The 12778-nt window shown below is 38.2% G+C and carries 14 protein-coding genes; 6 read left to right on the top strand and 8 right to left on the bottom strand.

From position 1 onward, the window contains the following. Window position 1: 1 nt before the first annotated feature. The gene (locus ACYQ2D_RS16145; RefSeq protein WP_459786231.1) at window positions 2-583 is read right to left on the bottom strand and encodes a HutD family protein; all 582 of its coding nucleotides are present in this window, start codon (window positions 581-583) and stop codon (window positions 2-4) included. Between the two features lie 145 nt (window positions 584-728). On the opposite strand from ACYQ2D_RS16145, the gene citC reads away from it, so the two are divergent. From citC to ACYQ2D_RS16130, 3 genes are read left to right on the top strand one after another with little or no spacing between them, the layout of a single operon-like run. Continuing rightward, entirely contained in the window at window positions 729-1790 is a 1062-nt protein-coding gene (citC, locus tag ACYQ2D_RS16140) for a [citrate (pro-3S)-lyase] ligase (protein WP_459786230.1), read from the top strand. Between the two features lies 1 nt (window position 1791). Further along, the gene (gene citX, locus ACYQ2D_RS16135) at window positions 1792-3237 is read left to right on the top strand and encodes a citrate lyase holo-[acyl-carrier protein] synthase (RefSeq protein WP_459786228.1); all 1446 of its coding nucleotides are present in this window, start codon (window positions 1792-1794) and stop codon (window positions 3235-3237) included. A gap of 12 nt (window positions 3238-3249) precedes the next feature. Then, window positions 3250-3762, top strand: a complete 513-nt coding sequence (locus ACYQ2D_RS16130; RefSeq protein WP_459786227.1) for a GNAT family N-acetyltransferase — start codon at window positions 3250-3252, stop codon at window positions 3760-3762. 82 nt (window positions 3763-3844) lie between these two features. Here ACYQ2D_RS16130 and ACYQ2D_RS16125 read toward each other — a convergent pair whose 3' ends face one another. From ACYQ2D_RS16125 to ACYQ2D_RS16100, 6 genes are all read right to left on the bottom strand, one after another. Next, window positions 3845-4969: a DUF362 domain-containing protein gene (locus ACYQ2D_RS16125; protein WP_459786226.1), complete on the bottom strand. Its 1125-nt coding sequence runs from the start codon at window positions 4967-4969 to the stop codon at window positions 3845-3847. 227 nt (window positions 4970-5196) lie between these two features. Next, a complete protein-coding gene (locus ACYQ2D_RS16120; RefSeq protein WP_459786225.1) occupies window positions 5197-6096 on the bottom strand; it encodes a DUF445 domain-containing protein in 900 nt (299 codons plus the stop codon). A gap of 24 nt (window positions 6097-6120) precedes the next feature. After that, window positions 6121-6663 carry a hypothetical protein gene (locus tag ACYQ2D_RS16115; protein WP_117456094.1) on the bottom strand — a complete coding sequence of 181 codons (543 nt, stop codon included), beginning with the start codon at window positions 6661-6663 and terminating at the stop codon, window positions 6121-6123. Then, on the bottom strand, window positions 6654-7298 hold the full coding sequence (locus ACYQ2D_RS16110) for a J domain-containing protein (RefSeq protein ID WP_117456097.1): 645 nt from the start codon (window positions 7296-7298) through the stop codon (window positions 6654-6656). Before ACYQ2D_RS16110 ends, ACYQ2D_RS16115 begins: the two co-directional genes overlap by 10 nt. Beyond that, window positions 7288-8139 carry a DUF5685 family protein gene (locus tag ACYQ2D_RS16105; RefSeq protein ID WP_117456099.1) on the bottom strand — a complete coding sequence of 284 codons (852 nt, stop codon included), beginning with the start codon at window positions 8137-8139 and terminating at the stop codon, window positions 7288-7290. Before ACYQ2D_RS16105 ends, ACYQ2D_RS16110 begins: the two co-directional genes overlap by 11 nt. A 105-nt stretch (window positions 8140-8244) precedes the next feature. Next, window positions 8245-8871: a hypothetical protein gene (locus tag ACYQ2D_RS16100; protein ID WP_459786224.1), complete on the bottom strand. Its 627-nt coding sequence runs from the start codon at window positions 8869-8871 to the stop codon at window positions 8245-8247. Between the two features lie 180 nt (window positions 8872-9051). Between ACYQ2D_RS16100 and ACYQ2D_RS16095 the strand changes: the two genes are divergently transcribed. Both ACYQ2D_RS16095 and ACYQ2D_RS16090 read left to right on the top strand, forming a co-directional pair. Then, window positions 9052-10377: an MATE family efflux transporter gene (locus ACYQ2D_RS16095; protein WP_459786222.1), complete on the top strand. Its 1326-nt coding sequence runs from the start codon at window positions 9052-9054 to the stop codon at window positions 10375-10377. Between the two features lie 58 nt (window positions 10378-10435). Further along, entirely contained in the window at window positions 10436-11218 is a 783-nt protein-coding gene (locus ACYQ2D_RS16090) for an N-acetylmuramoyl-L-alanine amidase (protein ID WP_459786221.1), read from the top strand. A 128-nt stretch (window positions 11219-11346) separates the two neighbouring features. Here the strand turns inward: ACYQ2D_RS16090 and ACYQ2D_RS16085 are convergent, their stop codons facing one another. Further along, on the bottom strand, window positions 11347-11817 hold the full coding sequence (locus ACYQ2D_RS16085; protein ID WP_022303309.1) for a methylglyoxal synthase: 471 nt from the start codon (window positions 11815-11817) through the stop codon (window positions 11347-11349). Window positions 11818-11943: 126 nt separating this feature from the next. On the opposite strand from ACYQ2D_RS16085, the gene ACYQ2D_RS16080 reads away from it, so the two are divergent. Then, window positions 11944-12774 (top strand): glycerophosphodiester phosphodiesterase family protein, encoded by an 831-nt coding sequence (locus tag ACYQ2D_RS16080; RefSeq protein ID WP_117456107.1) that lies wholly within the window; start codon window positions 11944-11946, stop codon window positions 12772-12774. Window positions 12775-12778 lie beyond the last annotated feature (4 nt).

Genomic DNA, 12778 nt, shown 5'->3' with positions numbered 1-12778 from the left:
TCTACACGGTTTTCACTTTACAGATTCCGGCCTTTGCAATCGCTTCTGCCTCATTTTTTAATTCTACGGGATGCTCCCAGTCCTCGATTACTGCAAGTTCTCCGGCACTCACTTCCTGATTTGCAATCTTCATGCTGCCTTCTTTTACATAAATACATAACAGATTATAATCTTTTTCTCTTTCAATCACAGCCTGCTGTGCAGTTTTAAGCTGTGCGGTTTCCATTACACCATCTGCTCCATCTTTTAACATCAGATTAAAATCTACGACCTTTCCATAACTGACAGTCGGGATTCCACCGTCAAATTTATCCACCTGATATGGTTCTAATTCTACTCTTGTATTGACACCATGAATCAAATCCAGGTGTCCTTCAAAAATCATCAGATAACGTTTCACATTTGGCAGGCTGGTAAACTCTGATTTCACAACGTCTACGGTCGCACTGCTGATTCTTGCCTGAAAATTTCTTTCTGCATAATTTCCATCCTCCGGATAAATGTAAAGCTGGGTGGTAGTTCCCCCTGACCAGTTACTGGTTGAAAATTCTTCTGCTTTTTTTACACTCATTTTTTCGCTCATGATTTTTGTTCTCCTTCTCTATCATCCAAGATATCTTTACTATACCGCAAAATTTCTACGGTTTCAACTTTCAACCTTGTCAGCCCTCCCAAAAATATGATACCCTTACATAAAGTATATGTTATTTATCAAGGGGGATTTTTTTATGTATCTTTCAAATACTTATCTCGAAGAAGGTTTTCCTTTTCATGGGAGAAAGCAAAAACAGATGGAAGCTTTTCTTAAAAAAAGCGGTCTGACTCCAGATTCCTTTTATTCCTACTCTGTTCTATTAACAGACCAAAACGGTTCTGTTTTAGGCTGTGGATCGCGTTATGAAAACGTCTTAAAATGTATCGCAATTGACGAGACTTATCAAGGAGAAGGTCTCCTTGCCAAAATTGTCACCCAGCTTGTTAAACAGGCAGCACAATCTGGTATTTCTCACCTGTTTTTATTTACCAAACCTTCCTATCAGACAGTATTTACCGACATGGGATTTTATAAGATTATCGCAACTGATACCATGCTTCTTTTAGAAAACCGAAAAGATGGAATTGTACAGTATTTAAAATCAGAAGCCGAACCATTTTCTGCTGTTCCTTCCGATGTTTCACATCCTGTCAGTGCAATTGTTATGAACGCCAACCCATTTACCAAAGGTCATCAATATCTGGTAGAGACAGCTGCCAAAAAAAGCAGTCTCTTACATGTGTTTGTTTTATCGGAGGATGCCTCAGAATTTCCATCCGATGTTCGTCTTGAACTTGTAAAAAAAGGCTGTACTCAGTTTTCTAACGTCTCTGTACATGGAAGTTCCGATTATTTAATTTCACACGCTACTTTTCCGGATTATTTTTTAAAAGAGCGCGCTGTTATCAATAATGATACCGCAAAACTTGACCTCGAAATTTTTGCACATTACTATGCGCCTGCCTTTCATATTACTGCACGTTTTGTTGGAGAAGAACCTTTTTCTAAAGTTACAAATGCCTATAATCAGCAAATGAAAACACTCCTTCCGGAGTATGGCATTGATGTTTTTGAATTGCCAAGAAAGCAAAATGATGACACTATTATCAGTGCCACTCTTGTTCGCAAACTGTTTCTTGAAAATCAGCTGGAGGCATTAAAAAATTTTGTTCCGGTTTCAACTTACGAATACCTGGTTTCTGAAGACGGACAAAAACTGCGAGCTTCTATCCTGTCGCAAAAGGAGGGCTTATAAGATGTCGGATTTACTCAATAAAAACTGGAGTACCGGAGTGCAAACTACTATGGCTGAAATTCTTGATGCAAGAGAACACCGTGCATGGATTCAACAGGAACTGCTTTCAGACCATACTTCCGAATCAGACTGCGCTTTAATCAGCTTTACTTTAAATATTCCTGGTCCAATAAAAGTATTTCCTTATACCGTATGGGCCTTTTATGAGGGAATTCATTTTATCGAATCCTGTTTAACAACGCATCAGCTTACGTTATTAACTAAAAAAATCATGGAAGAAAATACCGGATATCAAGCATTTTTTCTAATCAAAGGAACCACACCGGAAACTTTAAAATCCTATATGACTGCATTTGAAGATGGCTCTTCTTTTGGCCGTATCTTTGATTTGGATGTTTTACGCCCTGATTCTACCAAAGTCTCCCGCACTGAGCTTGGACTCTCTGGGCGCACCTGCCTACTCTGTGACAATCCTGTTTTTGTTTGTTCCCGTTCCCGCACTCATTCTGCAAAGGAACTTTCCAAAAAAACTCTTTCTATCATTGAAGCGCATTTTTTTGAAGTGTTTTCTTCTTATATCGGAACACAGATGACACAGGCACTGATTTCAGAAGTCAATACTACCTTAAAGCCAGGGCTGGTTGATCGCAGTCACAATGGTTCCCATAAAGACATGAATCGGGAACTTTTCTTAAAAAGTGCAGACAGTCTGTTTCCTTATTTCTGTCAAAGTGCACGCCTTGGTCTGGAAGCAGGATGTCTTGGCACACCTCTTCCTGAAGTCTTTTCTTCTCTTCGTGTACTTGGATTAGAAGCAGAACAGACCATGTATCAGGCAACAAATGGAGTCAATACCCATAAAGGAGCCGTCTTTTCCGGTGGGATTTTATGCTGCACCCTTGGATATACTGTTTCAAAGAAAACCATACCTTCTCTTTCTTTTTTGGATGATACAACAGACGAGTTGTCAGAAATCATCAAAGAAATGTTAGTTCATCTCCTTGATGATTTGAAACCGCTTTCTAAAAAAGATTCTGCCTCTCTTACTCACGGAGAGAAACTTTATTTGAAGTATCAAGTTACCGGAATCCGTGGAGAAGCCCAAAAAGGATTTCCTTCTTTAGTTCAGCTTGGACTTCCACTTTACAAAAAACTTTTACAAGCAGGTTTTTCCAGAAATGATGCCGGCTGTATTTTACTTTTGCACTATATTGCTTACACACAGGACAGCAATTTAATTACCCGCTCTGATTATCAGACTGCACAAACGATTCGTACACAGCTTGCCTCTTTTTTAGAAAACAGCAGTTACGAAAAACAGCTTGAAGTTCTTCCTGTAATTGATAAAGAATTTGTCAAAGCAAATTTAAGTCCCGGCGGAAGCGCAGATTTACTTGCCTTAACTTATTTTTTATATGAAATTTATCATACCACTATTTTATTTTAGGAGGTTTATGCTATGGATTTTACTATGCAAAATGCCACATTAGAAGATTTAAACGAACTAAGCCTATTGATGAATCAGGCACATAAGACAATGGAACACCCTGAATGGTTTGCCACCGATGATGATGTTTATTTAAAAAAGCATCTTGAAAAACACGGATTTATTGTCACAACACGGACAAATAATAAAACACTTGCCGGTTTCTTTGTCATTAAATATCCTGCTGTATCAGAAAATTATCTTGGACAGATACTGAATTTTTCTGATACTCAGATGCAGCAGACAGTCTATATGGATTCTGCCGTTGTCTCTCCTGAGTTTCAGGGAAATCATCTGCAATCTCGTATGCTTCAAAATGCCGAAGCACAATTAAAACATCAGTTTCAGCATTGCCTGTGTCTGGCAACCGTACATCCAGATAACCGATTCAGTTTAAATAATATGCTGAAAAATGGATATGAAATTCAGTTAACTGCCACACTTTATGGCGGACTGCCACGTTACGTGCTGTTAAAAGAATTATAGTGAACTACTCGGCAACTAAGTTAGCAGAGCATCTAAAAAATCTGCGCAGAGCATTGAAACATGTTCTGTGCAGATTTCTTTTTTATTTTAAAATTTTTAATTCATATTCTCTGCTTCCCAGACCAATTTTTTCTGCCTGATCCAGTGTTGCTTTCCACTCAATATTCGGATTGGAATCTTTAAAGTGGTCGTGATGGCAATGCCAGTCTTCCTGTGAAAGATGTTCTCCAAGCTGACTGTTTTCAATTGGTTTTGCCTTTAAGCAGGCATCCGCACATGCCTGGTCCAATGCAACCGGGTCAAAACTTGCAAACATTCCGATATCCGGAAGAATCGGTGCATCATTTTCTCCATGGCAGTCACAGTTTGGACTGATATCCTGTACCAGTGAAATGTGGAAGCATGGACGTCCATGACAGACTGCCTGTGCATACTCTGCCATCTTGCGGTCTAACAATTCATTTGCACTGCTGTTTGGATTATAAACGGCATCAAAACTACATGCACCAATACAGCGTCCACAGCCCTTACATTTATCATAGTCAATCACTGCTTTTTTATTTTCATAAATAATCGCATCACTGCCACACTCTTTTGAACAGCGATGACATCCACGACATAATTCTTCATTAATTGCCGGTTTCCCACTGGCATGCTGCTGCATCTTTCCTGCACGGCTTCCGCATCCCATTCCAATGTTTTTGATTGCACCGCCAAATCCGGTTGCTTCATGTCCTTTAAAATGGCTTAAGCTGATGAAAATATCTGCATCCATAATTGCACGTCCAATCAGGGCAGTTTTACAATATTCTCCATTTACAACCGGAACTTCCATTTCATCTGTTCCTCTAAGACCATCACCAATGATAATCTGACATCCTGTTGTAACACTGTTAAATCCATTTAGATTTGCGCAGTCTAAATGTTCCAGTGCATTTTTTCTACTGCCTGGATATAACGTATTACAGTCTGTCAAAAATGGAAGTCCTCCCTGTTCTTTACAAAGGTCTGCCACTACTTTTGCGTAGTTTGGACGCAGAAATGCCATATTTCCAAGCTCTCCAAAATGCATTTTAATTGCAACAAATTTTCCTTCCATATCAATGTCTTTGATTCCTGCTGCAATACAAAGTTTTTTCAGTTTGTCCAACTGGCTTGTCCCTACCGGACAGCGAAAATCTGTAAAATAAACCGTTGATTTTGCCATAATTGCCTCCTTTGATTTTATGTACCATCAAAATCTTTTTTGGGAAAAATTATAAGAACTTATTTCTCAGAGTCCATTCTTTCCAGCAAAGATTTAGCATCCAGTCTTTGTATCGGAATTACTTCTTTTGGTGGATTTTCATGTTTTCCGAGCATTTTTTCCATCCATATCATATCATACCATCCGCCAAGTTTGTACCCACATTTTGTAAAATTCGAATAAATCTCCTACAATAATAGATTCAATAAACCAATGACAAATCCAATCAGTGCTCCCAGGTTGATTACCGTATGAAGTTCTTTTTTCATAATACTCATTAAAATATTTTCTACTTCCAGTACATCCATCTGGTTTACTTTTTCTTCTACCACTTCTGCAATATGGAACTGTTCGGCAAATCTGCCAGCTTCCTCACTGACAAATTTTTCATATACCGCTTCTACTACCATTCCAATTTTTTCTTCTCTTGAAACAAGCCCTCCCAGTACCTCACTGACTGGTCTTTCTTCTGCCACTGCAATTTCACCGACTACAATCGGATGGATTTTTTCCTGACCATTTTCTTTAATGTATTCGCCCACTTTATTTCCAATCGGCTCGGCAATCGAATGAATTAAATCATCATTTAAAAACATGGACACCATAGAACCCTCAAATTTCTTCTTCACTTCTTTTGCGCCCTCTTCTGCAATTACCTTTCCGACATCCATTTTATCGAGTCCATCTAAAATCCGCCCGGTAATAAAATCTTCTAATTTCTTTCTCGTCTCATTATACTGTTCCGATTCTACATAACGCAGTAAAAATGTCTCTATCGTTTCATCACTCTCTGCAGTTTTTCGTACTTCTTCCTTGACACGGCTTACTACTGCCTGCTTGACTCCATCTGATAACAGCATCTGTTCTAAATCTTTTTTTGTCAGCAGATGTTCCCCTACTGCACTTCCAAGTGCCCTTGCCAGACGCGCTTTTCCTCTTGGAATTACACCTGGAGTAAACGGAAGCGTCCAATTTCCGATTTTAACCGGATGCAAGGGACGAAACAGCATTTTTACCGCAAGGTAGTTTGTAAAATATCCGATGACAGCTCCAATTAACGGACCTGACAGTATTTTTAAAATATGCATCAATATTCTTCCTCTTTTTTCATCTTAATTTTGTTTTCCAAATAATTTATTTCTCAATTTTTCCCATATCTGTACTAAAAAATACTCGTAAGCTTTATCATAAATAAAAAGTGCAGCCTGTCCTCCCAGTATTAAAATAAGCCTGGCTTTATCTGACAATTTTCCGGCAAAAAACAGCTTCGGTGCAATAAAAAGTGCCGGAAGATAGAGCAGATTAAAAACCAAAACCTTTGACAGGTTAAAATAAAGCTTTCTTTGTTTCCAGTCCGGATGCATTCCAAGTATCCGAAATACCGCCTCAATTAAAACAATGTAACCTCCCATCAAAGCAAAAGTAATACAATGCAGTTTTTGAGGGGTAAAAAGCAAACTTAAAATCACACTTCCGATAAAAAATGCAACTCCCGTTTTTAGTCCGTATTCTTTTATGATAATTCCTACACAAAACGCTGCTCCGGCAAGTAAAAACAAGGTATTGGATTCCAAAATCCCTCCAAAACACACCAGCAAAACTGTCACTGCCATTAAAATACCCGAAACAGCCATTTTTTTTGCATTTATATGCATGAACAAAGGTCTCCTCCCATACATTCACACAGACTATCTGCACACCATAAATCGCAACAGAAGTTTCCAGTTCCACAAGCACTTCCACTGCCCGCTCCATAAGGATTTCCCATTCCCTGATAACGCTGCGTATTCCACTGAAGACGATTTACCAGATTATTATATTCTGCATTTCCAGGTTCCATACTGACCGCCTGTTTTGCCAAATTCAATGCATTCATATTGTTTCCAAGTCCCATATTGGCAATTGCACTTAAATAATACCAGTGAGCTCCTCGATTTTTCATGCCAGAGAGTACATTTAATGCCTGTTGATACTGGCGTCCATTTAAGTAATTACTTGCTACCTGATACTGACGTTGTTCTTCTTCAGAAGCTCCCTGATACTGATAACCGGAATTCTGCTGATAAGAACCACTCTGATATCCGCTTTGATATCCGCCGTCTCTTTCTTTCATAATCTGGTCATAAGCTTCCTGTACCTCTTTAAATTTTTCTTCTGCCAAATCTGCAAGCGGATTATCCACATAAGAATCCGGATGATACTTTCTGCTTAAATCGCGATATGCTTTTTTCACTTCATCATTGGAAGCATTTGGAGAAATTCCAAGCACTTCATAAGGATTATTTAACATTTTTTTCCTTCTCCTGTTTTTCTTTCTGAATTTTATTATAATTAGACCATACACCTGAATAGATGATATTTTTAATAATCTGGCTTTCCTCAACACATGGAAGATGTTCAAAGGCATTTCCGGTCTCTGCCATCATCATAACCAGCATTTCACGTACACTGTTTTCATACTCTTCTTTTGTTCGTGAATGATAAAACGGTTTTAATGGATTATAACTTCCGTTCTTTAAATCTTTTTCCAAGTCATCATAAGCATCCATAATATAAATAAACTTTCCAAGGAAGAAACCAAACTTTCTTAAATACGGTTCCCATCTGTCTTGTTTCAAAACAAACAATTCTTCCATCAGATGCCCAAAAGTTCCGGCTACAAGGTCAATATCTGTCTCTCCTTTTTGTTCATATACGGCAAGTTCTCGTAATCTCTTACAGATGACACGGCTCTGCCTTGGATATTCCTTACAGATTTTCTTTGCCTGCTTTTTATAGAAATGGATTCCCGCAATTCCTTTTAAACTTTTTTCATCCTTCCAGTCATCTTCAAAATGATAATAGGTCAATAAAAGATTCATATCTGCACCGTATCTTGAAATTTCATTTTGCAAAACCGGAATTTTTTTTATCGGGTGTACCGGACATCTCGACTCGCTTTTTTCTTCTTTCGGTTCATATAAGGAAGTCAACACCAAAACCAGAAAGGTAACGTCATAACTAAGTGTCACTCTTCCCTTTAATCCATAATTCTCTTGAAGACTTTTGCAAAGCCCGCAGTAATAAGCCTTATATCGATAAAAATCTTTTACTTTCATCTCCGGCTTATCCACTGTAATATATCCAAACATAGTTTTATCTGCCTTTCTTTTCTTTCGACATAATCTTTGTTATTATACTACAGATTTTGAAAAAAAGCCATTCTATTAGATATCTCTGATAGAATGACCTCCCTCTTATTCGCCCCGTAATGTTTTTTCAGTGAATTTTTCAAACAATTCCTTGTTCGCCTCATAATAGTCCATTTTATTCTGGTCTTTTTTCAGTTTGGTATCTTCTACCAAGCGCAGTGCTCCCATCAAATCACCTAACTCTTTTGGACTTCCTGCTTCTTCATAACCCGTACAATCCGAAAACTTTATATACTCTGATTCATCTGCCGGAAGTACGCCACTGTCTTTATAGCTTTCATAACATCCAGGACTTAAAAAGAAAATCATACTCGTTCCCTCCTGGATATCTACCGTAAGTTTTGTCTGTCCTGCTGCAACCAACTGAGGGTCTGCACTGTCTCCCTGTGGAATTGTATAATTCTGCACTTCAACGTGTATCTCACCATCTCCATTTAAATCTTCTGCCTCTCTTTCAAATACACTTTGAATCGAAGAGATTTCTTCATTCGTCATCATTTCCTCTGTTACAAATGCCACGGAATAGTCATAATCTACTTTTGTTACGATATCTTTGATAAAAGCACTTGCAACAAATAAAATAAATACAACGACCAGTACATGGATTTTGTAATAATACCAGAAATTATCTATCTTCTTTCTGGTTTCCTCTTTCATCTGTGGTTTCTTCATACTTGTCCATCCTTTTTTTATGCTGATTACGATTTTAGCACTTCTGCCGACTTATGAAAAGTATTTTCCTTATATCTTTATTTTGTTTTTAGATTTTCTTCACATTTCCTTACTTTTCTCTTGTATCCAGACATCCAGAAGCGTTATAATTTATGAAGTTTTATAAAAAAGGAGTTATCTATGAAAGATTTAACAAAAGGCAACCCGACCCGTTTAATGCTTTCGTTTGCTCTTCCAGTCTGTCTTGGAAATATTTTTCAGCTTTTTTACAGTCTGGCAGACACTCGAATCGTAGGAAGCACCCTTGGAAACGAAGCCCTTGCGGCAATCGGCGCGACAACGGCAATCACTACTTTATTAATTGGCTTTTTACAGGGACTGACCAATGGATTTTCCATTATCGTCGCCCAATGCTTTGGTGCAAAACAGACTGACCAGCTAAAAAAAGCTTCTGCCGGCACTTTTTTATTAAGTTTTATCACAACCATCCTTTTAACGGCACTTGCTTTACTCTTCCTAAATCCTCTGCTGCATCTTTTGAATGTGCCACAGGATTTATTTGATTCTGCATCTGCTTATATCCGCATCCTGCTTATCGGAATGTTGATTACCATGCTTTATAATGCCCTCGCAGGAATTTTGCGTGCAGTTGGAGATACCGTTGCACCGCTGTTATTTTTAATCTGTGCTTCTTTATTAAACATTGTACTGGATTTAACCTTTATTCTGGTCTTTCATCTTGGAGTCCGTGGAGCGGCTTATGCCACCATTTTATCCCAGATGGTTTCGGTTGTGCTGTGTTTTACTTATATGTGGAAACGCTATCCGATTTTCCATCTGGAAAAAGCAGATTTTCATCTTGATTCAAAAATGGTGAAAAAACTGTACTCCTCCGGTTTTTCGATGGCACTTATGATGTCTCTGGTTTTCTTTGGAACTCTTGCCCTGCAGTGCACTATCAATACTTTTGGAACAGATATCATCGTTGCCCATACCGCTGCAAGAAAAGTAACGGAATTTAACTTTTTACCGATTTCTGTTATGGGAATTACTATGTCTACGTTTTGCAGTCAAAATTTTGGAGCAGGACAGTTTAACCGTGTAAAAACAGGAATCCGACAGTCACTGCTTTTATGCTGGCTATGGGTGCTTGTTATTATTTTTCTCGCTTATACCTGTGCACCATTTTTTATTTATCTGGTTACCGGAACAAAAGAAACTACCGTCACAGCCCCTGCGTCCTTATACTTAAAAGTAAATTCCCTGTTTTACTTTGTATCTTCCGGAATTTCCATCTTACGAAATGGACTTCAGGCAATCGGCGACCATATTACTCCGGTCTTTTCAAGTTTAATTGAACTGGTCGGAAAAATTTTGATTGCCTTTTTACTTGCACCAGTACTTGGATATATGGGAATTATTATTGCCGAACCGATTATCTGGTGTTTTATGGTAATTCCTTTGATTGTAAAGTTTGTCCGCACCAGTCAGGCGTATCGGGTATGAACCCCTTCTATCCCTCTGCGTATACTAATATCGAAAGCAATTCTTAGGAGTTTTCATTTTGGCAACAAAGATTGTAATTGACGCAGGCCACGGTGGCAGTGTTGACCCTGGAGCTGTTTATAAAGGAAGAGAAGAAAAAAATGACAACCTGAATCTTGCTATGGCTGTCGGTAAGATTTTATCTGAAAATGGAGTTGATGTTGTCTACACCCGAACCGATGATACTTATCAGACCCCTTTTGAAAAAGCACAGATTGCAAATGAAGATGGAGCTGACTTTTTTCTTTCTTTTCATCGAAATTCCAGTCCCCTGCCAAATCAGTATTCCGGAGCAGAATCTCTCGTCTATGATTTATCAGGAACAAAATCGGAACTTGCAAAAAATATTAATGGTGCACTTGGCGAGCTTGGATTTAAGGATTTAGGAGTCAGTGCCAGACCTGGGCTTGTTGTTTTAAGACGCACCCGTATGCCGGCAGTTTTAATTGAAACAGGTTTTATTAATAACGATTCAGACAATGCCCTGTTTGATGAAAAATTTGATGATATTGCCGAAGCAATTGCTTATGCTATTCTTGGCACACTTGACGAAACAAAGACCGAAGAACCGGAACATTCTTCCTCTGTTCTATATCGAGTTCAGACCGGACAATTCCGTCAAAAAGCAAATGCCGATAATCAGCTCTATGAATTACAGGATATGGGTTATCCCGCTTTTATCCTTGAAGAAGATGGATTTTATAAAGTACAGGTTGGGGCATTTCATCAATTAGAAAATGCAATTAAAATGGAACGCAGACTGCGCTTGGACGGGTATTCAACCTGGATTACAACACGATAATTTTATTTAACTTGAACGCAGCAAAGCGGATTACGAATGTCCGCTTTACTATTTCTCAACAAAAATGGATGCCGGAAAACCGACATCCATTTTTATATTTATTCAAATCGAAACTTCAGATACACCGATTACATAGATTCTGCACGTTCCTGGATATTTTTTTTAAAATTAATCACTTCATGTACATATTCTTTATCCATAAATTCAGAGTGAATCATAAAATCTGCGGTTGCCTTGCTGACCGCCATCGGAATATCATAAACCTGAGAAATTCTCATCAATGCTTTTACATCCGGGTCATGTGGCTGTGCAGTAAGCGGGTCTGAAAAGAATACAACAAAATTAATGACGCCCTCTACAATTTTTGCCCCAATCTGCTGGTCTCCGCCAAGCGGACCACTGTTATAGCCTTTAATCGTAAGCCCCGTTTTATCCGCAATCAATCTTGCAGTTGTTCCGGTTCCGTAAAGATTATGTTTTTTCAAAATATCATAGTTTTCTTTACACCATTCAATTAACTTTGGTTTTTCATTATCATGGGCAATTAACGCAATGTCTTTTTTCTCGCCGATTGTAAATTTGATGTATTCATTTTCCATGATAGTTTCCTCCTAATTTTTATCTCTGTCAATTATATCATGTTTCACTTGTTCTCTCAATAAGAAACTGCTACAATAAGTGAGAAGACAGAAGCCTTTAATTTGACAAGAAAGAAGGAAATTCATATGAAAGTACTGTTTTTAATTTTACTGTTTCTTGTTCTTTGTCCGGCACTTTATTTTTACTGTATTATGCCACGTTTTACCAGAAAAGAACAAACCAAGCGTTTTGCCCATCAGCTCTTTGCCCATCGTGGATTATTTAATCCAAAATTGGGAATCCCTGAAAATTCTATGCCGGCATTTTCACGTGCCATTGAAAAAGGATACGGGATTGAACTTGATGTACAGGTTACAAAAGATAACCGGATTGTTGTTTTTCATGATTATTCCCTTGGCCGGATGTGTGGAATTGATATTCCGCTTGAAACCAAAACTTATGCAGAATTACAGGAGCTCTGCCTTCAGAATACCAGGGAAACCATTCCTCTTTTAAGTGATGTCTTAAAACTGGTAAATGGTCAGGTTCCACTTTTAGTCGAAATCAAATTACATTCTTTCCATACATACCCTTGCGCTCTCGTGGATCAGCTATTACAAGAATATCATGGAAGCTACTGCATCGAATCCTTTAATTCACTTGCCTTATTGTGGTATCGTCGTCACAGACCAGAGGTTGTCCGCGGACAGCTTTCTTCCAATCTGACCAATCCTGTGGCAGAAGGTGGATTTTTATTAAGTTTTCTTGTAAAACATTTGTTAATTAATTGCATTGGCAGACCTGATTTTATCGCTTATTCCTATAAAGACTATAAAAACTTAAGCTTTACTTTAAATAAATGTCTTTATAAAACACCGGTTTTTGCATGGACTTTGCGCTCTCCGGAAACATTTGAAGCTTCTAAAAAACGCTTCGATTCCTTCATTTTCGACAGCTTCATTCCCAAAAATGAATGATGTG

The sequence above is a fragment of the Blautia stercoris genome (assembly GCF_054657695.1).
The sequence above is the reverse complement of the archived record's forward strand: the minus strand, read 5'-3'. Positions and strand labels throughout refer to the sequence as shown.

Coding starts and splice junctions, on each gene's coding strand:
- ACYQ2D_RS16145 (WP_459786231.1), bottom strand. CDS start 583: ATGAGCGAAAAAATGAGTGTAAAAAAAGCAGAAGAATTTTCAACCAGT.
- citC (WP_459786230.1), top strand. CDS start 729: ATGTATCTTTCAAATACTTATCTCGAAGAAGGTTTTCCTTTTCATGGG.
- citX (WP_459786228.1), top strand. CDS start 1,792: ATGTCGGATTTACTCAATAAAAACTGGAGTACCGGAGTGCAAACTACT.
- ACYQ2D_RS16130 (WP_459786227.1), top strand. CDS start 3,250: ATGGATTTTACTATGCAAAATGCCACATTAGAAGATTTAAACGAACTA.
- ACYQ2D_RS16125 (WP_459786226.1), bottom strand. CDS start 4,969: ATGGCAAAATCAACGGTTTATTTTACAGATTTTCGCTGTCCGGTAGGG.
- ACYQ2D_RS16120 (WP_459786225.1), bottom strand. CDS start 6,096: ATGCATATTTTAAAAATACTGTCAGGTCCGTTAATTGGAGCTGTCATC.
- ACYQ2D_RS16115 (WP_117456094.1), bottom strand. CDS start 6,663: ATGCATATAAATGCAAAAAAAATGGCTGTTTCGGGTATTTTAATGGCA.
- ACYQ2D_RS16110 (WP_117456097.1), bottom strand. CDS start 7,298: ATGTTAAATAATCCTTATGAAGTGCTTGGAATTTCTCCAAATGCTTCC.
- ACYQ2D_RS16105 (WP_117456099.1), bottom strand. CDS start 8,139: ATGTTTGGATATATTACAGTGGATAAGCCGGAGATGAAAGTAAAAGAT.
- ACYQ2D_RS16100 (WP_459786224.1), bottom strand. CDS start 8,871: ATGAAGAAACCACAGATGAAAGAGGAAACCAGAAAGAAGATAGATAAT.
- ACYQ2D_RS16095 (WP_459786222.1), top strand. CDS start 9,052: ATGAAAGATTTAACAAAAGGCAACCCGACCCGTTTAATGCTTTCGTTT.
- ACYQ2D_RS16085 (WP_022303309.1), bottom strand. CDS start 11,817: ATGGAAAATGAATACATCAAATTTACAATCGGCGAGAAAAAAGACATT.
- ACYQ2D_RS16080 (WP_117456107.1), top strand. CDS start 11,944: ATGAAAGTACTGTTTTTAATTTTACTGTTTCTTGTTCTTTGTCCGGCA.